At 54.4% G+C, this 24,708-nt stretch carries 18 protein-coding genes; 11 read left to right on the forward strand and 7 right to left on the reverse strand.

What is annotated here, in order from left to right; all coding sequences use genetic code 11:
- Window positions 1-8 precede the first annotated feature (8 nt).
- Together LMED105_RS00650 and LMED105_RS00655 are read right to left on the reverse strand one after the other, a co-directional pair.
- Window positions 9-2,207: a cyclic nucleotide-binding domain-containing protein gene (locus LMED105_RS00650; RefSeq protein ID WP_008247149.1), complete on the reverse strand. Its 2,199-nt coding sequence runs from the start codon at window positions 2,205-2,207 to the stop codon at window positions 9-11.
- 52 nt (window positions 2,208-2,259) lie between these two features.
- Window positions 2,260-3,771: a CoA-acylating methylmalonate-semialdehyde dehydrogenase gene (locus LMED105_RS00655; protein WP_040512137.1), complete on the reverse strand. Its 1,512-nt coding sequence runs from the start codon at window positions 3,769-3,771 to the stop codon at window positions 2,260-2,262.
- A gap of 219 nt (window positions 3,772-3,990) precedes the next feature.
- Between LMED105_RS00655 and LMED105_RS00660 the strand changes: the two genes are divergently transcribed.
- From LMED105_RS00660 to LMED105_RS00680, 5 genes are all read left to right on the forward strand, one after another.
- On the forward strand, window positions 3,991-6,720 hold the full coding sequence (locus LMED105_RS00660) for a penicillin acylase family protein (protein WP_198006763.1): 2,730 nt from the start codon (window positions 3,991-3,993) through the stop codon (window positions 6,718-6,720).
- A 132-nt stretch (window positions 6,721-6,852) separates the two neighbouring features.
- Window positions 6,853-7,842 carry an ABC transporter substrate-binding protein gene (locus tag LMED105_RS15965; protein WP_008247158.1) on the forward strand — a complete coding sequence of 330 codons (990 nt, stop codon included), beginning with the start codon at window positions 6,853-6,855 and terminating at the stop codon, window positions 7,840-7,842.
- Entirely contained in the window at window positions 7,839-10,556 is a 2,718-nt protein-coding gene (locus LMED105_RS00670) for a response regulator (RefSeq protein WP_008247160.1), read from the forward strand. Before LMED105_RS15965 ends, LMED105_RS00670 begins: the two co-directional genes overlap by 4 nt.
- A 120-nt stretch (window positions 10,557-10,676) precedes the next feature.
- A complete protein-coding gene (locus LMED105_RS00675) occupies window positions 10,677-11,669 on the forward strand; it encodes an ABC transporter substrate-binding protein (protein ID WP_008247161.1) in 993 nt (330 codons plus the stop codon).
- A gap of 26 nt (window positions 11,670-11,695) precedes the next feature.
- On the forward strand, window positions 11,696-13,312 hold the full coding sequence (locus LMED105_RS00680) for an ATP-binding protein (RefSeq protein ID WP_008247163.1): 1,617 nt from the start codon (window positions 11,696-11,698) through the stop codon (window positions 13,310-13,312).
- An 18-nt stretch (window positions 13,313-13,330) separates the two neighbouring features.
- Here the strand turns inward: LMED105_RS00680 and LMED105_RS00685 are convergent, their stop codons facing one another.
- Both LMED105_RS00685 and LMED105_RS00690 read right to left on the reverse strand, forming a co-directional pair.
- Window positions 13,331-13,687: an Hpt domain-containing protein gene (locus tag LMED105_RS00685; protein WP_008247166.1), complete on the reverse strand. Its 357-nt coding sequence runs from the start codon at window positions 13,685-13,687 to the stop codon at window positions 13,331-13,333.
- 9 nt (window positions 13,688-13,696) lie between these two features.
- A complete protein-coding gene (locus tag LMED105_RS00690) occupies window positions 13,697-14,170 on the reverse strand; it encodes an acyl-CoA thioesterase (RefSeq protein ID WP_008247167.1) in 474 nt (157 codons plus the stop codon).
- A 70-nt stretch (window positions 14,171-14,240) separates the two neighbouring features.
- Between LMED105_RS00690 and LMED105_RS00695 the strand changes: the two genes are divergently transcribed.
- From LMED105_RS00695 to LMED105_RS00715, 5 genes are all read left to right on the forward strand, one after another.
- The gene (locus tag LMED105_RS00695; protein WP_008247168.1) at window positions 14,241-15,065 is read left to right on the forward strand and encodes a YdcF family protein; all 825 of its coding nucleotides are present in this window, start codon (window positions 14,241-14,243) and stop codon (window positions 15,063-15,065) included.
- The gene (locus LMED105_RS00700; protein ID WP_008247169.1) at window positions 15,062-16,093 is read left to right on the forward strand and encodes an amino acid ABC transporter substrate-binding protein; all 1,032 of its coding nucleotides are present in this window, start codon (window positions 15,062-15,064) and stop codon (window positions 16,091-16,093) included. Before LMED105_RS00695 ends, LMED105_RS00700 begins: the two co-directional genes overlap by 4 nt.
- A 12-nt stretch (window positions 16,094-16,105) precedes the next feature.
- Window positions 16,106-16,933 carry an ABC transporter permease subunit gene (locus LMED105_RS00705; protein ID WP_008247170.1) on the forward strand — a complete coding sequence of 276 codons (828 nt, stop codon included), beginning with the start codon at window positions 16,106-16,108 and terminating at the stop codon, window positions 16,931-16,933.
- Window positions 16,930-17,928, forward strand: a complete 999-nt coding sequence (locus tag LMED105_RS00710; RefSeq protein ID WP_008247173.1) for an amino acid ABC transporter permease — start codon at window positions 16,930-16,932, stop codon at window positions 17,926-17,928. Before LMED105_RS00705 ends, LMED105_RS00710 begins: the two co-directional genes overlap by 4 nt.
- Window positions 17,929-18,039: 111 nt before the next feature.
- Window positions 18,040-19,323: a triacylglycerol lipase gene (locus LMED105_RS00715; RefSeq protein ID WP_008247175.1), complete on the forward strand. Its 1,284-nt coding sequence runs from the start codon at window positions 18,040-18,042 to the stop codon at window positions 19,321-19,323.
- Here LMED105_RS00715 and LMED105_RS00720 read toward each other — a convergent pair.
- The 3 genes from LMED105_RS00720 to LMED105_RS00730 form a co-directional block, all read right to left on the reverse strand.
- On the reverse strand, window positions 19,320-19,886 hold the full coding sequence (locus tag LMED105_RS00720) for a hypothetical protein (RefSeq protein WP_008247177.1): 567 nt from the start codon (window positions 19,884-19,886) through the stop codon (window positions 19,320-19,322). The genes LMED105_RS00715 and LMED105_RS00720 overlap by 4 nt on opposite strands.
- 125 nt (window positions 19,887-20,011) lie before the next feature.
- Window positions 20,012-22,858: a hybrid sensor histidine kinase/response regulator gene (locus LMED105_RS00725; protein WP_008247179.1), complete on the reverse strand. Its 2,847-nt coding sequence runs from the start codon at window positions 22,856-22,858 to the stop codon at window positions 20,012-20,014.
- Window positions 22,859-22,907: 49 nt separating this feature from the next.
- Window positions 22,908-23,684 carry a sulfite exporter TauE/SafE family protein gene (locus LMED105_RS00730; protein WP_008247180.1) on the reverse strand — a complete coding sequence of 259 codons (777 nt, stop codon included), beginning with the start codon at window positions 23,682-23,684 and terminating at the stop codon, window positions 22,908-22,910.
- A gap of 116 nt (window positions 23,685-23,800) precedes the next feature.
- Between LMED105_RS00730 and LMED105_RS00735 the strand changes: the two genes are divergently transcribed.
- Window positions 23,801-24,706: a LysR family transcriptional regulator gene (locus LMED105_RS00735; protein ID WP_008247181.1), complete on the forward strand. Its 906-nt coding sequence runs from the start codon at window positions 23,801-23,803 to the stop codon at window positions 24,704-24,706.
- Window positions 24,707-24,708 lie beyond the last annotated feature (2 nt).

Here is a 24,708-nt window from a genome sequence, read left to right on the forward strand (position 1 = left end):
CCTTCAGGCTACTGGGTTAGCGAAAGGCTTTGGTTGGCTAGCCGTATTCGCAGGGCCAGTTCACGGGCCAGGTTGTTTTGCAGAATCTGGCTTAACTCGGGTTGCTGCATCAGCAGTTGGTCAAATTGCGCAGTGGGCAAAAATAGCAGGGTACAGGCTGTGTCTGCGCGTACGGTGGCCGAGCGTGCCTTGCGGTCAATCAAGGCCATTTCGCCAACCATGCTGCCGGGGCAAAAGCGCATGAGTCTTTCATTGCTGTGCCCGGTGTGGTGCCATGCGCTTAATTGCCCTTGCAGCAACACATACAAGCCGCAAGGCTCAGCGCCTTCGGTGAACAGGGCTTGGCCTGCAGGCAGGGCGGTGGTTTGCCAGTGTGCACAAAAGGCTTGTGTTTGTACGGGGCTCATGTGGTCGCACAGGTGGCTGTTTTTCAGGGCGCTCTCGGGGCTGCAGGCGAGATTGTCATAGGCAGTTTGGTCCAGCAACTGGTTTTCAATGTGCCAAAAAGCGTCGTCAATGTGGCCTTGTGTAGCAATGCCCAAACGCGCAAGGCAGCCGCGCAGCAGGGGCATTCCGCCCGTGGCCTGTTCGTGTGTGGGTAGCACGGCCACGGTGTGGGCTCGAGGCAGGCCTTGTTTAAAAAGCCGTTCGAGACAGTCGCAAGCGGTGTCGTCAATGTAGCGAAGGTGGGTGAAATCGAGTAAAGCCGATTGCGCCGGTGCCAATTCATCTTGCAGGCGGATGGCAATGGCGGGTGCGTTGCCAAAAAACAGGTTGCCCTCAAAGCGCACCCAGGCCAGGTGTTCAAAGGCGCTGTCTAGTTGTTGGCGATGGGCGCGCGGGCGCATGCTGCGAGAACGTGCAGCGGGCTTGAATTCAATGCTGCGCAAGCCGCTGCCGGATTGTTGTTGAAGAAAGTAGGCCGCGACAAACAGAACGCCGGCCAGGGTGCCAATCAACAAATTACTGATGCCGGTGACAAATACCATGCTGAGCACCACCCACACGGTAAAGCGTTCGGTGGGTGCCATTTGGCGGCGTGTGCCGGGCATTGCAAAACGTTTCAGCAAGCCCAGTGTGCTGCCTTGAATGAGGAAAAGAGAACTGACCGCCACAGCAGTGGCAAGAATGTGCAGGGGCAATTGGGACAGAATTGGCCAGCTCAGCAGCAAAAGCAGGCCCAGTAAACCCACGTACCAGGCTTCGCTTTGGCGGCTTTTCGCGCCGACACCCAGCGCGGCATTGCTTCTGGAAAAGTAGTTGGAGCTGGGCAAGACCAGCGCAAGGCCGCACAGCACGTTGGCCAGTGCCAGTGTGTTCAATTCACGGCGGGTGTTGTGCCGAGTCCCCAGTGTTTGATCCACTTGCAACAGCGACTGCATGCTTTCCAGCACAACGAGCAGGGCCAGCACTGCCGCACCCACCAGGACCTGCAAAAGCAGGCCGGGTGTACTCAATAACAGGTCAAGCACTTGTTGCAGGCCATCAAGAATGGCTGGCGTGGGCTGGGTTTGAGCGGTTTGTAAAAGCGGGTGGCTGGGCATGGCTGCCACGGTTTGTATGGGCAGTGCGCCTGGCCATGCCCACAGCAACAGGGCGTGCAGTGTAAAGCCGCAGGCCAGGCCGTACACCAGCCCCAAGGGGTTGGGGCGTATGGCGCGGAAGTACAGCAGTACAACAACCGTGATTGCCGACACGCTGAGTGCCGTGGGAGAAAACAGGGCCGGGGTATTGGCGGCTTGCAGGGCCGTGGTGTACACCGCAAAGCCCAGCATGGCAGGCAATAGTTTGTAGGCCGAGAAAAGGCCCAGTGTGGTGTTCATGCCAATAAGCACCGGGGCAGGCAAAAACTGCATTAGCTTGCCCACACCCTGTTGTTGAGCCAGTGCAATCAACAGGCCTGCCAGCACAATTTCAAGCGCCAGCAACAGCATGAGTTCGGTGTGCTTGTCGGTAATTTGAAGAAAGCCCAGCAGTGAGCCGGCAACAATAAGGGCGGTGGAAGAGCGTGGCCCACCGAATTGAACAGGCGCTTTCCCGATCAGGGCACCCAACAAACCGCCCAGCAACGCGCTGGCCAAGCCCGCGTAGATGCCGTAGGCCAGCCCGGCTTGCCCCAGTGGGGCAAAGGCCAGCATGCCGTACACAATTGCTTGAGCGTATCCACCGAATGCGACCAGTGCGCCCGCTTTGAATTCGGTGTTCAAGGAAGAATTCGCGCAGCCGAAGTTGAGTTGAACCTAGTCTACGCGAATTGGTTTATTTCGAGGTGGGCATGACAAATTCCGCGCCCTTCTCGATGCTGTCTGGCCAGCGCTGCATGATTGATTTCTGGCGTGTGTAGAAACGAACACCTTCTTCACCGTATGCATGCATGTCGCCGAACAGGCTGGCTTTCCAGCCGCCGAAACCGTGCCAGGCCATGGGCACAGGAATGGGCACGTTGATGCCCACCATGCCCACCTGCACCTGGCGACCAAATTCGCGGGCCACGTTGCCGTCGCGGGTGTAACAGCTGACACCGTTGCCGTATTGGTGGCTGTTGATCAGGTTCAGGCCCTCAGTGAAGTTGGCCACGCGCACGCAGCTGAGCACAGGCCCGAAAATTTCTTCGAGGTAAATGCGCATATTGGGCTTTACGTTGTCGAATAAGGTGCCGCCGGTGTAAAAACCGTTTTCGAAACCAGCCGGTTTTTGGCCGCGGCCATCGACGACCAATGTCGCGCCTTCATCCACGCCAATCTGCACGTAATCTTCAATGCGCTGGAGTGCTTCGGCGGTGACAATCGGGCCCATTTCAGCGGACAAATCCATGCCGTCAGTCACCTTCAGGGTTTTCAGGCGGGCGGCCAGTTTGGGGATTAGTTTGTCGCCCACGTCGCCCACCATCACGGCCACGGAAATGGCCATGCAGCGTTCGCCAGCGCTGCCGTAAGCAGCGCCGATCAGTGCGTCGGTGACCTGGTCCAAATCGGCATCGGGCATCACCAGCAAGTGGTTTTTCGCACCGCCCAAGGCTTGCACGCGTTTGCCGTTGCGGGCGCCAGTTTCGTAGATGAACTTCGCAATGGGGGTGGAACCCACAAAGCTGAGTGCGGCCACATCGGGGTGATTCAGCAGGGTTTCAACGGCCAGTTTGTCGCCGTGTACCACGTTGAATACGCCATCGGGCAGGCCTGCCTCTTTCAGCAGCCGAGCCATGAAATTGCCGGCGCTGGGGTCGCGTTCGCTGGGCTTCAGAATGAAGGTGTTGCCGCAGGCAATCGCCACCGGGAACATCCAGCACGGCACCATGCAGGGAAAGTTGAACGGCGTAATGCCTGCCACCACGCCCACGGGCTGGCGCAGGGTCCAGTTGTCGATGTTGGTTGACACCTGTTCGGTGTAATCGCCTTTCAACAATTGCGGAATGCCGCAGGCAAATTCAATGATGTCGATGCCCCGGCTGACTTCGCCTTGGGCATCGGTAAAAACCTTGCCATGTTCAGCGGTGATGATGGCGGCCAGTTCGTCGCGATGTTGGTTCATCAAGGCCAGGAACTTGTTCATGACGCGCACGCGCTGCAGAGGTGGCTTGTTGGCCCAGGCCGGCAGCGCCGCTTTGGCGGCTTCCACGGCTTTGTTCACGGTGGCGATATCGGCCAGCTCGACCTGACGGGCTACGTTGCCCAGTGACGGGTTGAACACATTGGCTGTTTTGCTGCCAGCAATGCTCACGGTGTTGCCGTTGATGAAGTGGGCGACAGTTTGATCGTTCTTGTAGGGTTGCATGGCGGGTTGCATGTGTTTTGGCCTGCTTGGTTGCTTCTGAAGACCTCTATTGTCGCGCAAGCCGGGTGCGGGTTGAATCGGTGCTAACACCAAGCTTTCGGAAATTTTCGGTGAGCGCACCATGCACAGGCAATTTACTGAAGCCTGTCGGTAAAGCCCTGATTTTTAATCCAAATGTAATCAACGGAGGTACTACTAACACATGGCATGCCTCGATGCATGCCCAGAATTAAAGCAGAGGAGACAGCAGTGATTACAGGCTTGAAGAACAAGGCCGCGTTGCGGCGCGGGTTACGGGTAGGCGCGGTCAGCGTCGCCCTGTTGGTGTTGGCGGGTTGCCTGGGCAGCAGCAACAACGAGATTGCCGGCACGGACGGCCGCACCAATCCGAACGAGAACCCCAACCTGAAATACGACGTGAGCATTACCCGCACCACCTATGGCGTGCCGCACATTCGTGCCAAGGACTATGGCAGTTTGGGTTATGGGCAGGGCTATGCCTTTGCACAGGATAACCTGTGTGTGTTTCTTGAAGACCTGTTGACGATTCGCGGTGAGCGCTCCCGCTTTTTTGGACCCGACGGCACCTACACCATTGAGCCCAATGGTTCGACGGCCAACAACGTGGCCAGCGACTTCTTCTGGAAAAGCCTGTTTGCCTTTGAAGAAGAGGGCGCCGATGGGGTGACCCGCAATGCCTGGCAGCGCACGCGCGACAAAACCATTCCTGATTTTCAGAACGTGGTGACGGGTTATGCAGATGGTGTAAACCGCTACATTGCTGAACTGAAAGCAGGCGAGCATGAGTACGAGCAGGCCGACGGCAGCAAGGTGCCTGCGCATGCCGCTTGTGCCGATGCTGAATGGCTGGCCCCAATTACGACAGACGACATGTATCGCCGCTTTGTGCGCCTGGCTGTGTTGGCCAGCAGTTCGGTGTTTGTGACGGAAATTGGCAATGCCCAACCTCCGGGTGTGTTGCCCGGCTTGCCCGCGGGCGGTGGTGCCCCTGCCTTGCCTGTGGCCAGTGCGGGTAAAAAAGCCAAAAGCCCAGGTATTGCCGAGCAAGTGGCTTTGCTCAAGGCCAACCCGAACCCCTTCACTGCGATGCAGAACAAGGATCACTTTGGCAGCAATATGTACGCCTTTGGCAAAGACGCAACCGCCAATGGTCAATCACTGGTGTACGGTAATCCTCACTTTCCTTGGAAGGGCACCGAGCGCTTGTACCTGAGCCACAATATCCTGGAGTTGAACGGCGAGAAGGCCATGGACATCATGGGTGTGGGCCTTTATGGCGTGCCTGCCGTGTTGATTGGCTTTAATGAGCACGTGGCGTGGAGCCACACGGTTTCAACGGCTTTCCGCTTTACGCTTTACCAGTTGCAAATCAACCCGGCCAATCCGACCCAGTACATGTACGAAGGTGAAATGGTCGACATGATAGCCCTGCCCACCGAAATTGAAGTGAAGCAGCCCGATGGCAGCATTACGACCATGCAGCGCACCATGTACCGCAGCCACTACGGGCCCATGTTGGTATTGGAGGCCAGTGGAGTACCGGTGCTGGGCTGGAACCAGTTGATGGCTTTTACCCTGCGGGATGCAAACGTGGAGAATGATCGCCTGATCAACCAGTTTGCCAAGTGGAACATGGCGAAGTCGCTGGAAGAATTTATTGGTTTACATGGCAGTGAACTGGGTGTGCCTTGGGTCAATACCGTGGCCAGCGGCCCTGGCAAGCCTGCGTACTATGGTGATGTGACTGTGGTGCCGCATGTGACCGATGAAAAAATTGCCGATTGCGCAGCTGAGCCTTTCAACACTGTGGTGGGCCAACTTTCACCAGGCTTGCCCGTACTGAATGGATCTCGCGAGGCCTGCGAATGGGGCAGCGACCCCGATGCACCTGCGCCTGGCATTTTTGGCCCAGGTAATTTGCCCACGCTTCAGCGTGACGATTACGTAACCAACTGCAACGACAGCCATTGGTTAAGCAATCCACGTCAGCCACTGACTGGATTTGACCGGATTATTGGAGACGAAAACGCAGAGCGAACTTTGCGCACCCGCTTGTGTACCCTTCAAGCGGAACGCCGTTTGGGTGGTGCCGATGGTTTGCCAGGCAACCGGTTTACGCAAGATAACCTGAAAGAAGTTGCACTGAACAGTGAAATTTACTCGGCGACGCTGGCCAAGCAATCAGTGGTCGATGCGTTGTGCCAAGTGCCTGTGCTGCTCAGTACCAGTTTAATGCCTGTGCAAACAGCCGACGCCTGCGCTGCTTTGGGTGCGTGGGACGGCAAGGCCAACCTGGAGAGCAAAGGTGCGCACCTATGGCGCGAATTTTGGAGCCGAGCCATTGCCAACCCAGGTGGTTTGCCGGTGGGCGTGCCGCAATTGCATTTGCCGTTTGATGTGCCTGTGCCTTTGTCACTGCCGACCAATTTGTGGGCGAATGGCTTCAATGCGGTTGATCCGGTCAACACCCCCAACACGCTGAATATTGCCAATCCATTTACGGCTGCTGCCCTGGCCGATGCGATTTTGGCGGTGCAAACGGCTGGTTTTGCGCTGGATGAGCCTTTGGGCAATATTCAAAAATCTGGAGTACAGGCCAGTGCCACGCCAATTTTCGGGGGTACAAGCCCTGAAGGTGCGTTTACGATTGTGAGTACAGAACCAAGCCGTCTGAATTCTGAAGGCTACAAAGTTACGTACGGCAACAGCTACATTCAGGCTGTGACCTGGGATGCGAATGGCAAACCACAGGCCGACGCCATGTTGACCTATTCACTCTCGACTGACCCAGCCAACCCACACTTTGACGATTACACCAAGGCTTATTCTCAGAAAAACTGGGCTCGCTTGCCCTACACCGATGCTCAAATTCAGGCGGCCAAAGTGGGTCAAACCAAGGTGTTACGCCAGCAAAGGGCGTCAAACTGAGCATGTTACAAATGTTAAATTGACAATAAGTGTAAAGTAACAATAAAAGGGGGCGAAAGCCCCCTTTTTCTTCGATTGCTTCCTTGCAAAACGCGCACTGTGGGTGAGTTATCACTTTGATTTCAAGCCTCCATGTTCAGTCGCCTGCGTGTTGCGCGTTTTTCCACCGTCATGTTTTGTGCATTCATGGGCTTGTCTTCCTTGGGATGGGCCAGTGAGCCACGCATTGCAGTGTCCAAATCGCCGTTATCTTTGCCATTTTTTGTGGCCAAAGACAAAAACCTGTTTGCAAAGCACAAGGTTGAGCCGGTGTTGATTGAATGCCTGGGTGGCAACCGGTGTGTGAAAGAACTGACCGATGGACGAGTGGACATGGCCACGTCTTCGGAACTGCCATTCATGTTTGCGGTTTTTCAAGGTAAACCAATTGGCCTGGTGACCACTTTCAACACCAACAAAGACGACATGAAATTCGTGGTTCGGAAGGCGGCGGTGAAAGGTGGCACCAAGGGTTTGACTGGCAAGCGAATTGGTTATGTGGAAAAGGCCTCTTCCCATTACTACATGGATTTGTTTTTGTTGTACAACGGCATTGATCCTAAAACCACAGTACCGGTGCCCATGGGCGCAGAGGCCTTGGCGGCTGCCTTGGCCAAAGGCGAGGTGGATGCAATTTCGGTGTGGGAACCCTGGGGGCAAATTGCATTGAACCTTGGTGGTGACGAGGTGGCAGTAGTTGATGCTCCGAAGTTGTATAGCCAAACCTTCAACCTGTTGGCCAGCAATGAATATCGCCTGGCACAAACGCGCAAATCGATTGCTGTGTTGAGTGCGCTGGACGAAGCAATTCAGTTCATCAAGAAGAACCCTGACGAGGCCAAACGCATACTGGCACGTGATGTGGGTGTTGACCTTGACACAGTGAAGGCCGCATGGCCCACCTATCAGTTCGAGTTGACTTTGCAGCAGTCACTGTTGAGTACTGTGCAAGGCCAGGCAAGGTGGGCGAGGCGTGAAGGGCATGTTGCCCCAACCCTGGCTGAACCCGAATTTCTGAATTTTATTGACGCTAGCCTGCTGCGAAAAATTAAGCCCAATGCCGTTGATTTTGTGTATCCATGAAACCTTTGTTGCGACTTAAACAAGGCGTATTAATAGCCTTGGTTCTATTGATTGGCCTTGTGGTGGTGGCAACTGCTACGGTCGTTTCCATTAACCAGCAACGCAATGACGTGCTGGAACAAAGCGTTGCTGCGCGCAAAATTTCCCGGTTGTCCACGCGTATGCTGGTGTTGACGCACACTGCATCGACCTACATGACCGAGACCAATATTCGCCAGTGGTGGGTGGTGCATCAATCGATTTCCGATGAGCTTGATCACCTTCATTTTTCGGATGAGAGCGGAGAAATTTCCACCAGGCTGGAGGAGCGACTTAGCGACTTTGCGGCCCTGTTCAGTGGTTTTTCGCACATGCTGACTTCTCAGGAAATTGATTTGGACGAAAGGCGCAGCAGTGTGTTGACCGACCGTTTGATTTCCGAGGCTGAACAACTCGCAGAACTGAGTTACAAAGTCTCAGATGCTGCGTTTTCACTGCAGGAGGCCCTGACACAGAAGCGAAGAAATATCCTGTTCATTTTCGCTGTGTTGTTTACGGCGAATTCTTTCTTGTTGTTGCTTTTGATTCGTTACCGGGTGGTTAGGCCACTTGCGCAAATTGAAAACGTGGCCAATGCGATGCGTGCGGGCGATTTGAATGCACGTTGCAATTTGCCGGAAGGCGATGAACTTGGCGATGTGGCCGCAGCGCTCGATTCACTGGCCCTTGAACTCAACAACAGACTGGCCGATTTAACATCGACCACGCACTTGCTGGAGGTGGCTGGCCGAATGTGTGGTGTGGGTGCATGGACTCTGGATGTCAACACCCATGCGTTAAGTTGGTCAAAACAAATTTACGACATTGTTGAAGCAGACTTCACGCATCAGCCTACACTGGAAGAAGCGATTGCACTTTATCCCGAAGATTCCGCTGCGAAGCTGTCCAAAGCACTGGAGGATGCTACGCGCGCAGGCTGCGATGTCAACATTGAACTGCAATTGCGCACCTACAAAGGCAAGCTGATCTGGGTGCATGTGTTTGGCGAAGTCATTTGGCGGGGGGATGGTGCACAGCGCAAACCCTGGATGATTCGGGGCGCTTTTCAAAATATTACCGAACGTCGCCGCGTTGAAGAGGAAATTCGACAGGCCAAAGAATTGGCCGAATCGGCCAGCAAGGCCAAAGGCGAATTTTTGTCAAACATCAGCCATGAAATTCGCACCCCACTGAATGCAGTGGTGGGGCTGGCTTACATCTTGAAGCAAAGCAAGCTGGACTCATCTCAACTGGAGTTTGTTGAAAAACTTGAAAATGCAGGCCGAGGCCTGATTGATTTGGTCAGTGGCGTGCTGGATGTTTCCAAGATTGAAGCTGGTGCCATGGAGTTGGAAACCCGGCCATTCTCAGCCCGGCAATTAATGGATTCGCTGGCTGATTTAATGACGGGTTCCCTGGCGGACAAGCCCATCGAGTTTGTAGTTGCTGTAGCCCCCAATGTGCCCGACCAGTTGGTGGGTGATGAAACCAAACTAAGGCAGGTACTGGTGAATTTGGCGGGCAATGCCATCAAGTTCACCGAGAATGGCTATGTCAAGGTGGGCATAACTTTGGATCAGCTGGACACCCAACATTGCGTGTTGCGTTTCATTGTTCAAGACACAGGTTTGGGCATGGATGCTGGTGCCATGAAGCGTTTATTCCAGTCATTCTCCCAAGCAGATTCATCAATTTCTCGCCGTTTCGGCGGCACGGGCATTGGCTTGGCCTTGAGCCAAAAACTGGTGGAGTTGATGGGCGGCACTATATCGGCCGTGAGCGCACCGGGGCAGGGTAGCCTGTTTGCATTCTCGCTGATGTTGAACCTGGATTCGCAGGCCAGCGCAGCGCCTGTTGCCACCGGGTTTGCTTACGATGTGGTGGTCATTGACAGTTTCCAAACCCAACTTGAAAGTGTGGCCCAAATGGTGGAGTGGACCGGCGTGGTTCCCCAACGTTTTGTGAACCCGGAGCAGGCTTTGAGCTTGCCCCCTGGGCAGCGGCCACGATTGTTCGTGGTTAACAACCAGTTGAACCACACCAGCGGGCTGGAATTGGCTGACAAACTGAAAGCCGCGCATGCCCCGGCATCTGCCAAGGTTGCCCTGATGGTGCGGCCCAAAGATGTGAAGCAAGTACAAAACCCGCTTTCCACAGGCCAACTTGATGCGGTGTTGATGAAACCCGTTTCTTTCTCGGCTTTGAAAAATGTATTGCAAGAGGCCACGGGCAATTCGCAGGGCAAGACCAGCGCTGTGAACCGTTTGTTGAATCAAAACGAGTTGGTGTTTCTTGCTGGCTTAACCGTGTTGGCTGTGGACGATCACAAACTGAATTTAATGATTCTGAAAAAAATTCTGGAAACCCATGGAGCCAAAGTCATTTTGGCAGAATCGGGGCAAGCCGCGATTCAAGTGCTTGGTCAGCCCAACCACAGTGATGTGGATGTGTGTTTGATGGATGTGCAAATGCCAGACATGGATGGCATGGAAACCTGCCACTACCTGCGAGACCAGATGGGCTTGCGGCAGCTGCCCATACTGGCTTTAACTGCGGGCGTAATGGAGGCCGACCACCAGTTGGCCCTGGCTGCGGGCATGGATGAAGTGCTGGTGAAGCCCTTGCAAATTGACAAAGTGCTGGACGCTGTAAAGCGTTGGGGTGCGCAGATCAAGTTGAGAGCTCAAATACACTGAATGTTAAATTGTGAACTAGTGTAAAGTAACAAACTAAGGGGTTGAAATCACCCTTATTCACCCATGCGAGTTGTTCTCATCGATGCAACATGGAGTTGTTAAATCGTGAGGGCAGGCGCTATGAAACAATTTCAGTTGAGCACATGGATCTACTCCCTGCTGCTGGCTTTGCTTTTGGCTGCTCAAAGTGCAGACGCTGCCGATGTGGTGCGAATTGCAGTGCCGCCCACTGTCATGTCTTTGCCGGTGTACGTGGCCACGGAGCGAAAGTTCTTCGAGAAACACCAAGTGAATCCCGTGCTGATTGAGTGCAGCAGTGGACAGGACTGCATCAAAGCTCTGGGGCAGGGAAAGGCTGACCTTGCCAGTTCTTCGGAATTGCCGGTGATGTTTGCTGCATACGACAACAATCCGATTTCGGTGCTGGCTACCCTGGTGACCAACAAGGACGATCTGAAGTTTCTGGTGTCACGCAACTTGCTCCAGAACGGTCGCTTGAGTCTGGCTGGCAAGCGAATTGGCTATGTACCCAAATCTTCATCGCACTATTACATGGATACCTTTTTGTTGTTCAAGGGGGTTGATCCTCAGCAGGTAATTAAGGTGCCCATGGCCGCATCTGAACTTCCCCAAGCCTTGCAGCAAGGCCGGGTGGATGCAATTTCGATTTGGGAACCCATGGCTGAACAAGCCCTACAACTGGGTGGCCGTGACATTGTGCAAGTGGATGCGCCACGCCTTTATACCCAAACCTTCAATGTCAGTGTGCGAAACCAATTCAAAAACAAACACGCGGCGCAAGTGCGCGGTGTGATGAAAGCCTTGAGCGAGGCAGTCGATTACATTCGCGATTATCCCTCCAGGGCGCAGGCATTGCTGCTGAGAAAAAAAATGGTCAGCCAGGAACACATCGAGAAAAACTGGAATGACTACACCTTTCGAATGACTTTGCAACAGTCGCTGGTGAGCACCTTGCAAGGCCAAGCCAGGTGGGCCATGCGCGAGGGTCACGTTCAGAATAATTTGCCCAAAGAACCCGAATATTTGAACTATATTGATGCGAGCTTCCTGAGAGAACACAAATCGGGTCAAGTTGATTTTGTGTATCGCTAAACGATTTTTATCCAAGTGATTGGCCAATGAACAATGTGATCGAGTACCTGCCGCACGGCTTTTGTATTGCGTGGAATCCACAACTGCTGGCCATGCACGTCATTTCAGACCTCTTGATTGCCATCGCCTACTTCTCGATTCCAATCGGCATTGTGTACGTGGCCAAGAAGCGACCCGACGCCGAATTGCAGCCTATTTATTACCTGTTCGCGGCATTTATTCTGGCCTGTGGTGTGACGCATGTCATGGGCATTCTCACCTTGTGGGTGCCGCTGTATTACACACAGGGCATTACCAAAATTGTGACAGCTCTGGTCTCAGTGGCCACTGCAATTTATTTACTGCCCAAGTTAAAACACATCATGGCCTTACCTGACCTGGGCAAACTGACGCAAATTAATACCGCATTGGCACAGGAAATTGTGTCGAGACGCCAAAGCGAAGCGTCGCTAAGGCAGTCCCAAGAACTCGCCTTGCAGGCTCAAAAAACGCAGGCTGCTTTTTTGGCAAACATGAGCCACGAAATTCGCACCCCCATGAACGGCGTGCTGGGAACGCTTGATCTGTTGCTCGACACTGAATTGAAACCTGAACAACTTCAACTTGCTGCAGCTTCCAAACGCAGCGCAGCCTCCTTGCTTAGCTTGTTGAATGACATTCTCGATATTTCAAAAGTGGAAAGTGGGCAACTAACCCTGCGCCACAGCCCACTTGAACTTGCTGATGTGTTTGCCGATGTGGAAGCCGCACTGGCCTTTGATGCCAACAGCAAAGGCATTGAACTGCAATGCCCTGCAGAGCGTGTGCCCAATACAATTTACCTTGGTGATTCGGTGCGCATGCGTCAAATTTTATTGAACCTGGTGGGCAATGCAATCAAGTTCACTGATGTGGGCCACGTAAAAGTGGTTTGTCAGGAAGTGTCACGAACCGCGCAACAAGCCGTACTCGAATTTACTGTGAAAGACACAGGCATCGGCATTGCGCCCGAGCATCAAAAAAACCTGTTCAAACGATTCACGCAGGTGGACAACTCCAGCACACGACGCGCGCAAGGCAGCGGGCTTGGCCTTGCCATTGTTAAGGAGTTGGTCGAGCTGATGGGAGGAAAAGTTCGCTTGCACAGCGAGCCAGGGCGGGGCACTGAAATTGTGTTTTCCCTGAAATTGGGTTTGCCAGCGGATAGCGGTCAACTGAAAGGTGATGAAACAATTGAAACCACGCCAGGTACCGATACAGCAACTGCGCCAACGGTGCAGCAATTTAACGGAAAAGTGTTGGTGGTCGAAGACGCTGCCATGAACCAAATGGTGGTGTGCAAAGTGCTTGAACGCTTGGGTCTTGCCAGTAAGGTTGCCAACAATGGCCAGGAGGCGATTGATTTGCTTGCACAAGAGCAATTTGATTTGGTGTTAATGGATGGCCAAATGCCGGTGATGGATGGCTATGAAGCCACAGCGATGATTCGAAGTGGCAGCGTGCCGGGCATAAACCAGAATATACCTGTGGTGGCGCTGACCGCACATGCCATGGTGGGAGAAGACAAAAAATGCCTGGATGCAGGAATGAACGACTACCTCACCAAGCCCCTGGACCGCGCGAAGTTGATTGAAGTGTTGGGCAAGTACCTGCAAAAGGCTTGAGCGAATTTCAGACAGGGTTCACGCAGCTTGCATGCTTTTTCTCAGGGCCAGAATGTGGCGTGCAATTTCACGCAGGGAATCGAGTGCCTGAATGCAGCCCGACGCGTCGCCTTCTTTGGCTGCTTGCTCAAGGTGTTGAACTTTTGGCAAGAACCGCTCTAACCCGAGGTTCTGCGCGACACCTTTGAAGTAATGTGCTTTGCTGGCCAACCCTGTGTAATCTCCCGTATGAACCCGGCTCAACAAGTTGGCCTGTTCTTTCGCGAACTCATCGAGAAACAAATCGAGAATTTCAAGCAGCAAAGCCGAGTCTCCACACAGGCGGTCCAGCGTGGTTTCCAAATCAATCTCGGCCGATAAATGACTTAAGTTCATCTCTTCAGTCTACTTCAAATTGTTCATGCGCTCTTCATGTTCTTTGCGCAATATTTTGCGCAACTCGGCGTTGGCATGCCGCTTCTTTTCTTCGTCAGTGCTGGGTTCCAGAGGAGGCACTTTGCCAGGAGTTCCATCGGCGTTCATGGCCACCATGGTGAAAAAGCAACTGTTGGTGTGAGTGGCAATGCCTTTGTGAATGTCTTCAGACACCACCTTGATGCCCACCTCCATTGAGGTGTTGCCGGTGTAATTGACACTGGCCAGGAAGGTCACCAGTTCACCCACACGAATGGGCTGGCGAAACAACACCCGATCAACTGAAAGCGTGACCACGTACATGCCCGCATAACGGCTTGCACAGGCATAGGCCACCTGATCGAGCAATTTCAGAATATGCCCCCCATGCACCTTGCCGCTGAAGTTGGCCATGTCGGGGGTCATCAGCACGGTCATGCTGAGCTGGTGGTTGGGAAATGGCATGGTAATTGGCAGGCATGAGTGGTCGAAGAAAGCAGTGTAGCGCGCTTGTGTGCGGGGTAGCACGTCTACAATGACCCTTGATTCATTTGCGGAGAATACTGTGGCTGCCGAGCTGACCAAGTACGCCATCTGGCTGTTAAGCCCCCTGGGGTTGTGGATCGCCCTGACTGTGTTTGCGGGCTTGGGCCTGTTTGGCCGAGGGCAGTGGCGTGTGCATCTGTTGGTGTTGGCACAACTGCAATTGCTGGCGTTCAGCCTTCCATGGGTAGGCGACAGCTTGTTGGGCCGGCTTGAAGATGAGGCATTGGTGCTGGAAGCCAACCGACCCTTGCCCGCACAGGTCGATGCCATTGTGGTGCTGGGTGGTGGACTTGAGGGGCGGTTTGATGGTGTGCGCGCCTTACCCGATTTGAACGATGCCGGCGACCGTGTGTGGCAAGGCGCAAGGCTATACAAGCAAGGCGTAGCCACACGAATCGTGTTGAGTGGTGGGCAGTTTCAAACCGATCCCCGCAAGGAAGCCGAAGCCCCTGGTATGAAAATGTTCATGCTGGACATGGGGGTACCTGAAGACGCTTTGGTGATTGAGGACAACTCCCGAACTACTTTTGAGAATGCCGTACGCACCCGCGAATTGCTGGGCGAGCGTGCACGTTCTATTGCGCTGGTCACGTCTGCATTTCACATGGGGCGCTCGGTGTTGTGGTTCGAAAAAGCAGGGTTTACCGTGTACCCGGTGCGCACTGACATTCGCGTGCTGAATGAAAGCCGTGCCTTCTGGGAATGGTTGCCCAAGCCACAGGCACTGGATGAAAGCACCGTTGCGATTAAAGAATACCTGGGCCGGCTGCAGTTGAAAGTAAGCGGTGCTTATGAAACAGGGGGAAGTCAGTGAAGCTGCTCAAACTTCGGGCAACACGCTTGTTGGGCACCTTGTTTTGCCTGCTGGTGGCCAACACCGCGCAGGCAGGCCCGGTGCTGGATGCCATTTACAAACGCGATGCCGTGCGTTGCGGGGTGAGCAGTGGCGTGGCTGGTTTTTCGGCCCTGGGTAGTGACGGACAATGGCGTGGGCTGGACGTGGCCGTGTGCCGTGCTGTGGCCGCAGCTGTGTTGGGTGATGCACAAAAAGTACAGTTCACCCCATTAAGTTCACAGCAGCGCTTTGCTGCTTTGCAGGCTGGGCAAATCGACATTCTTTCCCGCAACACCACCTGGACCTTGGGTCGCGATGCAGGCCTGAACGCGCACTTCGCCGCCATTACTTATTACGATGGGCAGGGCATTTTGATGCACAAACGCTTCGGCGTAAAAAGCGCCAAAGAATTGAAAGGTGCCGAGATTTGCGTTCAATCGGGCACCACCAATGAGAAAAACCTAAGCACTTATTTGGGCTCGCAAGGCATTACAGCCAAAGCCATTGTGTATGACAATTTTGAGGCAGCCTACAAAGCCTTTTTCAGTGGCCGTTGCCAAGCATTTTCAACTGATGTGTCGGCACTGATTGGCTTGAAAAGCAGCCAAAGCGGTCGGCCTGATGATTATGTGGTGTTGCCTGAAGTTTTTTCCAAAGAACCTTTGGGCCCTGCGGTGCTGCGTGGCGATGACGAGTTTTTTGCCATCGTGAAATGGGTGGTGTTTGCCATGATTGAGGCTGAAGAACTGGGGGTTGGAAAAGGCAATATTGAACAAGCGTTGAACAGCAGCAATCCAGCTGTGCAACGCTTGTTGGGCGGCGCAGAAAACTTGGGGAAACCACTGGGCCTGCCGCGCGACTGGGTGGTAAAAATTTTGCAACAAGTGGGCAATTACGGCGAAGTGTTTGAGGAGAACCTGGGCAAGCAATCGCCCTTGAAACTTGAACGGGGCTTGAATGCGCTGTGGACCCAAGGCGGGCTGATGTACGCCCCACCTTTGCGCTGAAGGTGCTTGCCCGTGAACTTTGAATTTCTCAGTGACCCCGCCGGTTTTGGACTCAGTGAAGGCTGGCTGCAGGTGGCCTTCAGTTCGCCCTACTGGCAAATACTGTTGGCAGGTTTGTTGAACACCTTGAAAGTGGGCCTACCTGCCTTGCTGATCAGTACGCTTCTGGGCTTGTTGATTGGATTGGGGCAACTGGCACACCACCCCTTGTTGAAAGGGCTGTGCAAGGGCTATATCAACCTGTTTCGCAATGTGCCATTGTTGTTGCAACTGCTGGCCATTTACTTTGCCATCACCCAGTTTTTGCCCATCGCCAGCCAAGCCTGGTCGGTTGGCGACAGCGTGTTTTTAAGCAAAAGCGGTTTGGCTTTTCCCTCGTTTTCGGAAGCCCCGGTGCGCGGGCGTTTTTCAATTGAAGGGGGTTGGGTACTTAGCCCTGAATACCTGGCCGTGCTGCTGGCGCTGGTGGTTTACACTGCCGCCTTTGTTGCCGAAATAGTGCGCGCAGGCGTACAGGCCGTGAGGCCAGGCATGCGCCAGGGCGCGCTGGCCTTGGGCTTGAGCAACGCGCAAACCACCCGGTACGTGGTGCTGCCCTTGGCCTTGCGTGTGGTGGTGCCCTCGCTTTCCAACCAATATTTGAACTTGCTGAAAAATGCCTCGCTGGGTGTGGCTGTGGGTTACCCCGAACTGGTGTCGGTGGCCAACACCGCCATCAATCAAAGCGGCAAGGCGGTGGAATGCGTGCTGATCATCTTGGTCACTTACGCACTGCTCAGCGCCGTGGCTGCTGGCTTGATGAATGCGCTGAACACGCGTGTCAACAGGGGGGCTTTGTGAACACCAACCTGTTGCTTCATCGCTTTTTCAATGGTTTTCTGTGGCTTGCGCTGCCATTGCTTTTGGCACCAGTGGCTTGGGCACTGGCGGACTGGGCTGTGTTTAGCGCCGTATTTCGCCCCGATTTACAAGCGTGCCAACAGGCCGGCGGGCAGGGTGCCTGCTGGGGTGTTGTGGCTGAAAAGTGGCGGGTTATTTTGTTTGGCCGCTATCCTCTTGAAGAACAATGGCGCGCGGGTATCGTGTTGTTGTTGTGGTCGGTGTTGCTGTTTGCAACGGCAGCACGGTTGTTTAAAAGTAAAACCGCTTTTTCGCTTTGGGCGTTGTTGTTGCCTGCCAGTGCGGTGTTGCTGCACGGTGGTGTTGCCGCCCTGCCCACAGTACCCACTAACCTGTGGGGCGGCCTGCCACTCACCCTCATTCTAAGCACTGTGGGTTTTGCCTTGGCCCTGCCGCTGGCCGTGCTGCTGGCCTTGGGGCGACAATCTGCATTTGCACCACTGCGCCGATTTTGTATTACGTACATTGAATTGTTGCGAGCCTTGCCATTGGTCACAGTGCTGTTTCTGGCCGCTTTTGTGTTGCCCTTGTGGTTGCCAGGTGAGGGGCTGGACCTCTTCACCCGTGTGTTATTCACCATCGCATTGTTCAGCGCCGCCTATTTGGCCGAAGTGTTGCGCGGTGGCTTGCAGGCTGTGCCAGCCGGTCAGGGGCAGGCCGCCAAGGCACTGGGCCTGAATCGGGTTCAACGCAATGTGCATGTGGTGTTGCCCCAAGCCATTCGGGCCTGTTTGCCCAGCTTGATCAACAGTTTCGTGACCTTGTTCAAAGAATGCTCATTGGTCACCATTGTGGCCTTGTTTGAATTGACTGGTGCCCTAAGCCTGGCCCTGGCAGGGGACGTGCAATGGCGCAGCTTTTACCTGGAAGGCTATTTGTTCATTGGCCTGGTGTATTGGGCCTATTGCTTTGGTTTGTCGAAAACGGTCAAATAGAAATCAACAGGCGCTTCTTAGAGTTGAATTTCTAGCGCGGAAAAATAATTAAGTGTACATTTGTACACTAACAAGAAAATACACCGTCGAATTCCGATTCGGAGACACCGCATGAGCAAGAAAGAAGAACCCAGCACCAGCGAAAAACTGGAAGGCACCCTGATGTTTGTGGGCGACACCATTGCGCAAGCCACCACGCGGGTGCATGAATTTCATCGCGCTATCAGCGACATGCCATTCAAGGCGGTGGGTGCAGCCACGCTCAATGCCAGCAAGCCTGTTGAATCGGTTCACAACGAAATTACCGACCTGGTGTACGGCGCTGTTCGCGAAGCGGGCAAAGGCGTATTTTCTGGTGCGGCCTGGGTGGTTCGGCAGGCCAACCAAAGCCTGGCCTCGCCACAAGTGATAGACCAGGCCATGGGTGGGGAGTTGATGGACGATGTGGACCACTTGCCCGTACCGAACATGCCGAATGCAAAAACGGACAAGCGGGTGTCGGCCATTTCCAGCGCGATCAACGGTGTGTTTGGCGACCACTTGGCCGCCACACGCAACCCCATGCAAGTGCACATGAACCTGTATGCCAATGGCCAGCCTTTGCAGGCCGATCAGGCTGCGCTGATGGCGCAGTTTCCCGATGCACAAAACCACCTCATTATTTTTGTACACGGCCTGTGCTGCAATGAAGACAGCTGGCAGATGTACTACAACCCCAGCGAACCAGCCACTCGCCCGTATGGCGACAAGCTGCAAGACGACTTCCCCGTTACCGCGCTTTACCTGCGCTACAACACGGGCCGCAACATTGATTCCAATGCGCGCCAGTTCAAGCGCATGCTGAACAAGCTGGTTCGAAACTGGCCTGTGGCTGTTGAAGGCATTACCTTGGTGGGCCACAGCATGGGTGGTTTGGTCAGCCGTGCAGTGGTTGAAGCACTGACTGACGACGACATTATTTTGAAACGCGCCATTCGCGATGTGGTGTGTTTGGGTTCACCCCATGCGGGTGCACCGCTGGCCCGCCTGGCCGCCGCAGGCGAGCAGTTGTTCAGCAAGTTTGAATTGGCCAAGCCGATTGGCCGGGTGCTGGGCGTGCGTTCACGCGGCATTCGCGATTTGGACCACGGCCTGGGTGCGCTGCAAACTCGCGACGGGCAAGAAGTGATGTTTCACCTGATCGGTTCGACGATTGGCGACCATACTTCATCCTGGCTGAACACCACTGTGGGTGATGGTTTGGTCACGCCTGATTCAGCACTGGCCGACGACACAGGCAAAGCGCAACGGGTGACCTTCGCGCAAAAGCATCACATGACCTTGCTGAATGATCCCGATGTGTTTCTAGAATTGAAAATGGTATTGCGCCAACACCTCAAGCCCAAACTGAATTAAAAGTTGTAGGTTGAGGTTTTGCTTTCCTGCAAGAACACGCGTTGCGTGGTCAGCAGGTAGTTCACCAACAGGTCAGCATAGGTGCGTTTGAATTTGGACTCACGCATGCCTGTTTCAACCAGGTTCAGGCCGTAGTACTTCAAGGCCAAGTGGGCCTGTTGGCATTCTTTGGTCCAACAGTCCAGCGGTTCCAGAATTTGATTCACAGCGTCTTGAAAACCGGTGGTGAAATTCAGGAAGTCTGCTTCATTCATGTCCTCAATCAACTCCAGCGCATTGTGCTCGGCATGCATGTGCTGTGCATGGGCGCCATTGCGTGGCCGGGTTTGAAACACATTCAGAAATTGAAACAGCAGTGGCTCGGGCAAATGCGAGCTGGGCACGCCGTACAGCAACTGCACACGGCTCAAATCGATTTGTAGCTGCATGGCGAACAGGCCACTGACGTTGCGAGAACTCAACGCCCAACAGGCACCCAGCGTTTCAAAAAACACCTCGCGCTCGAAGGAGTATTTTTTGTAAGGGCTGCTGTGCAGCACTTGGTAGGGTGCTCGAATGGTCATGCTGAATCCAATGCCTTGCCGTTCATCGTTTAAGTATTGTCGACTGCATTGCTTTGGCGTGGCATCGCATAGGTGAGGGTTCACCGTTTACGGGGAGGTTCACCATTTCAGGGGGTAGGTTTCCCCTAGGAGGGGGTGGCTTTCTCGGCCAGTTCGGAATACTTCTTCACCAAGGCAGGCCACACGGTGCGAATTTGATCCAACACCTCCTTAGCGTCAATGGTTTGGTTGTTCAAGCCCTGCTCAAAATCCCGAAACACAAGGTGCAAGGCCTTTTCACCCAACAAAGCCAGCAGGCTGACCATGGAATGTATTTCACGCACAAACGCCCCTTCATCCAGTTGATCCAAGTGGCCGCGCAGCTTGATCGGCAGGTCGGTACAGTGCTCCATGAACAAATTGGGCAGGGCTGGTGGCGAAGGCAAGGGCGAAGGTATTTCAGTGTGCAAGAGGTCGGCCAGGGTTGCGTATAGCACGCGGGCCTCCACGGGCTTTGCAATAAAGTCGTCCATGCCCAAATCCAGACAACGGTTGCGTATTTCTGAAAAAGCATGGCCGGTCAGGCCCACCAGGGGGGTGTCCATCCAGCGAGTCTGGTCGCGCAACCAAGCTGTAAATTCATAGCCGTCCATCACTGGCATTTCAAGGTCGGTGATGATGACATCAAAATGAGGCGCGTCATCGGGGTCCAGCAATTCAACGGCCTCTTGGCCGTGTTCACACAGGGTTACGTGCATGCCGGCCGCTTTCAGGTAGGAGCAAACCAATTCCTGGTTCACCGGGTGATCCTCCAGTATCAGGGCGCTTTTCCCCTGAAGGCTCTCGGGATATTCCCGAGGTGCATCGGACCGCGGCAAGATGGGCAAGTCGGGTCGCGGTGCTGCACAAATGTCTTGCATTAACACCGGGTGCGCCAGGTGTATCAGTTGTTTGGTGATGTCGGCGGGCAACATTTGCAGCAGGGCACTGTCGGCTGACAGTAGATCGCGGTCAATCGCCACCACGCGCAAGGCCGGGTTACTCAAGTGTTCCAGCAGTTCAGCGGGCAGTGGTTCGCTGGGGTCGAGTAAATCCGATTGAATAAATACCCAGTCGCAAATGTTTTCGTCCAAGTGCCTTATGCATTGCCCCAGCGTGCTCACCAAGGTCGCTTCCATGCCGGTGGCAGTCAGCACTGACATCACGCAGTCGGCCACAGGCCCAGGCTGGTGTAACAGCACACCACTCTGGTAATCCAGTGGCAGGGGTTCAATCAAAATATCGCTGTCGTAAACCACGGGCACCGAGAACCAAAAACAACTGCCCACACCGGGTGTGCTTTCCACTGAAATTTGGCCACCCATGCGGATCACCAACTCGCGGGCGATACTCAAACCAAGGCCCGTGCCACCATACACCCGGCTTACGCTTGAATCACCTTGTGCAAATTTCTCAAAAATTCGCTCCACTTGCGATTTGCTCAAGCCTGAACCGGTGTCGTGCACCTCAATCCGCAGGTCAAGCCCGGTGTCTGAACGGGTTTGGAGTTTTGAAAACACACGCACCGAACCGCTTTCCGTGAATTTCACCGCATTGCTCAGCAAATTGCTAAGCACCTGCCGCAGGCGTGAGGGGTCGCCCACCAAGCGTTGGCCCAACTGGTTGGAGTAACCAGGCGCAACCTCGTTCAGCAGCATCAGTTTGCGGCTGGCCGCCTGGCTTTGTACGGCAAGAAATGAATTGGCCAGCACTTCATCCAGAGTGAACGGAATGTGTTCAAACTCCACCATGCCAGCCTCGGCCTTGGAGTAATCCAGGATGTCATTGAGCAAACCCAGCAGCGACTTCGCAGCATCCTGCACTTTCAGCAAGTAGTTGCGTTCCTGCTCGGGCAAATCCGATTTCAGGGTTAGCGCGGTCATGCCCAAAATCGCATTCATGGGCGTTCGGATTTCATGGCTCATGTTGGCCAGTAACATGCCGCGTGCTTCTACCTGTGCCTCGGCTCGCTCACGGCCCATTTTTGCCTCGAAGGCGATCATCTCGGCTGATCGGGCTGCCTCGCCTTGTTCCAGCTCGCGCTTGAATGATCCAATCATCAAGGCAAAGCCTTTCACCAGGTTCGTCATCTCGGTCACGAAGCGGGGCTCGGGCAAGGTAACACTGTAATTGCCCTGTGCAATCTGTTTGCTCACCTTGTTCAGTTCGCGCAGCGGTGCCACCACAAAGCGCTGCAACACGGCCAGGCCTACCAGGGCCATCAAGGTAACAAGCAAGCCCAGGTACAGGTCGAAATTTGCGGTGGCCTTGATGTTGTTGGCCTGGGCAGCAATCACGGTTTGAAAGCCAAGTTCCACTGCGCGAATTCGACCCTGAATTTCAGCGCGAATGGCGTTGGTCATGCCCAGGTATTCTTCCGAGAACAGCATTTGAATGGCCAGGTCGTCGCGAACGGGCGCCTCCGACACATACTTGCCTGCATCGGGGTCGTACAGGCCCTGGGTGAGGGCAAACACAATTTGCTCGCGTTCGCGCAAACGCTTGCTCAAGTTCAAAATATTGTCGACCGAGGCTTTTATATCGCCACTCAGGTTGGGCGCCACGTTTTGTGGGGCGAACAGGCGGCTTTCAAGGGTTTCACCTTTGGCGGGCACCAAGGGCACGGCTTCGGTGTTGCCGGCGATCAGCTTGCTCCAATACACATTGTCGACAGGCTGGGCATATTTTCGTGCGCCTGCGTGGGCATCCAGCAGCTCGTAATAATTCACCAAGTGTTGGCTGTTTTTGCTGACCACAAAAGCGGCCACCAGTGTTTGCAGTGCATCGAATTCAGATTGCAGCAGGCGCAGTTCGTTGATGGCATTCAAACGCGCAGTGAGTAGGGCTGTTTGTGAAGTTTGCAACTGGTCCGCCCGCTCGCCCATCCACACATTGGAGGCCAAGCCAAGCAAAGTGGCAAATAACACAAAACGAAACAGGGCCGCCAGCTTCATCAAGCAAAAAAGGCAAGTGTGGACAAGCCCCTATTCTTACCGGAAAAGCTTAGTGCGTGTGTAGTGATTGCAAAATCAGCCAGAAAGCTGCAACGATCATGACTGCTGCAAAGCTTCTTCGAAGCGCCTTTTCAGGCAAGTAGTGCGCAATGGCCACACCGGCCGATACCGTAAACAGCCCGCCAAACGCCAGGGGTAAACCCAATTCCCAGTTCACGCGGTGGGCATTGGCATAAGTGGTCAGTGCCATCACAGAGCTGGGTGCCACCAAGGCCAGTGACAAAGCCTGCGCCGTGGTTTGAGTGTGTTTGAACACGGTGGTCAACATGGGTGTGGCCACCAAACCGCCCCCCATGCCCAGCAAGCCCATGCTGGTGCCGCCCAGCACACCCACAATTGGCATGGTTGCGGTGCGGGGTTGGTCGCTGTTGTCTGAATTCGCGCTGGGGTTTTTGCGCAGCAACAGCATGCGCAGGCCCACTGCCAAAATAAACAGGTTGAATATCCAGTGCAGCAGGTTTTGATCCAGGCGAACGGCCAGCTTGGCGGTTAACCAGGTGGTGATAGTGGCAGTAATACCAATGGCGGCCACGGCCAACCACGGCAATTTGTGGTGCTGGTTGTAACGCCACCAGCCAATCAACAAATTGGGCACCATCAACACCAGTGCGGTGCCTTGGGCCAGGGCCTGGTCCATGCCAAACCCGATAATAAAAAGCGGGACGGCAATAATACCGCCCCCGATACCAAACAGCCCACCGAAGAAACCCAAAGCCGCGCCCAACGACAAAACAAGGAGCAAATCAGGAAGAGCGAGCCAAGACATGGGTGGTGTGCCGTAGATGTGGAAGCGCCCAGTGTATTCGTTATAAAAATATCTACAATGATTCAATATTTAAAATATTATTAACAAATACGCACGAATCATTGTTGAGGTAGTTTTTGAAGCATTTGTCCGATCTTGCTTTTTTCAGTGAACTGGTGCGCCACGAAAGTCTGGCCAGTGCGGCCATGGCTTTTGATGTGACACCGCCTGCTGTCAGCCGCCGACTGGCTGCACTGGAAAAAAGGCTGGGTGTTCGCCTACTTCACCGCAGTACGCGGCGCATTGGTTTGAGTGCCGAGGGTGAACGTTACCTGGCCGAGGGGGCCAACATTCTTCGTCAAATTGATGTGCTGGAGGCCACCTTGCGTGCCGGGCAAGACACCCCGCGCGGCCTGCTTCGGGTCAACGCCAGTTTGGGTTTTGGTCGCAAACACGTGGCCAATGTGGTGTCGGCTTACCATGCCGAATTCCCGGCGGTGGAGGTGATTCTGGAACTGACGGATCACCCCATTGATTTAATCGAGGGCGGCTTTGATTTGTCGGTGCGCTTTGGTGAACCGCCCGACCAAAGGCTGATTGCCCAGAAGCTGGCCAGCAACCGGCGAATATTGTGTGCGGCGCCGTCGTATTTGGCTGCGACGGGTGAATTGAACACCCCTGGCGATTTAACCCGGCACGACTGCCTGGTGATTCGGCAAGAGAACCACACGTTTAACAATTGGCAATTGCGCAACGGCAAGCAGGAGACCACCGTCAAGGTGCATGGGCCAGTGAGTTCAAACGATGGGGATGTTTCCGTGCAATGGGCCTTGCAGGGCAAGGGTGTGTTGTTGCGCTCGGAATGGGACATTCAACAAGAACTGAAAACTGGCGTGCTGGTGCGTGTGCTGCCCGACTGGGCAGGGGCACCAGCCGATATTTTTGCCGTGTGCCCTTATGCCAATCCCATGCCCGCCAAAACCCGCGAATTTATTCGGGTAACCCGCGAGGTGTTGGCCAGCCAGGCGGGGTTTATTGTCTAGCT

This window comes from Limnobacter sp. MED105, from assembly GCF_000170915.1.
Classification (GTDB): Bacteria; Pseudomonadota; Gammaproteobacteria; order Burkholderiales; family Burkholderiaceae_B; genus Limnobacter.

Excerpts from the sequence above, each read along its gene's own strand:
- LMED105_RS00655 (WP_040512137.1), bottom strand. The coding sequence starts at position 3,771 with ATGCAACCCTACAAGAACGATCAAACTGTCGCCCACTTCATCAACGGC.
- LMED105_RS00660 (WP_198006763.1), top strand. The coding sequence starts at position 3,991 with ATGCCCAGAATTAAAGCAGAGGAGACAGCAGTGATTACAGGCTTGAAG.
- LMED105_RS15965 (WP_008247158.1), top strand. The coding sequence starts at position 6,853 with ATGTTCAGTCGCCTGCGTGTTGCGCGTTTTTCCACCGTCATGTTTTGT.
- LMED105_RS00670 (WP_008247160.1), top strand. The coding sequence starts at position 7,839 with ATGAAACCTTTGTTGCGACTTAAACAAGGCGTATTAATAGCCTTGGTT.
- LMED105_RS00675 (WP_008247161.1), top strand. The coding sequence starts at position 10,677 with ATGAAACAATTTCAGTTGAGCACATGGATCTACTCCCTGCTGCTGGCT.
- LMED105_RS00680 (WP_008247163.1), top strand. The coding sequence starts at position 11,696 with ATGAACAATGTGATCGAGTACCTGCCGCACGGCTTTTGTATTGCGTGG.
- LMED105_RS00685 (WP_008247166.1), bottom strand. The coding sequence starts at position 13,687 with ATGAACTTAAGTCATTTATCGGCCGAGATTGATTTGGAAACCACGCTG.
- LMED105_RS00690 (WP_008247167.1), bottom strand. The coding sequence starts at position 14,170 with ATGCCATTTCCCAACCACCAGCTCAGCATGACCGTGCTGATGACCCCC.
- LMED105_RS00695 (WP_008247168.1), top strand. The coding sequence starts at position 14,241 with ATGACCCTTGATTCATTTGCGGAGAATACTGTGGCTGCCGAGCTGACC.
- LMED105_RS00715 (WP_008247175.1), top strand. The coding sequence starts at position 18,040 with ATGAGCAAGAAAGAAGAACCCAGCACCAGCGAAAAACTGGAAGGCACC.
- LMED105_RS00720 (WP_008247177.1), bottom strand. The coding sequence starts at position 19,886 with ATGACCATTCGAGCACCCTACCAAGTGCTGCACAGCAGCCCTTACAAA.
- LMED105_RS00725 (WP_008247179.1), bottom strand. The coding sequence starts at position 22,858 with ATGAAGCTGGCGGCCCTGTTTCGTTTTGTGTTATTTGCCACTTTGCTT.
- LMED105_RS00730 (WP_008247180.1), bottom strand. The coding sequence starts at position 23,684 with ATGTCTTGGCTCGCTCTTCCTGATTTGCTCCTTGTTTTGTCGTTGGGC.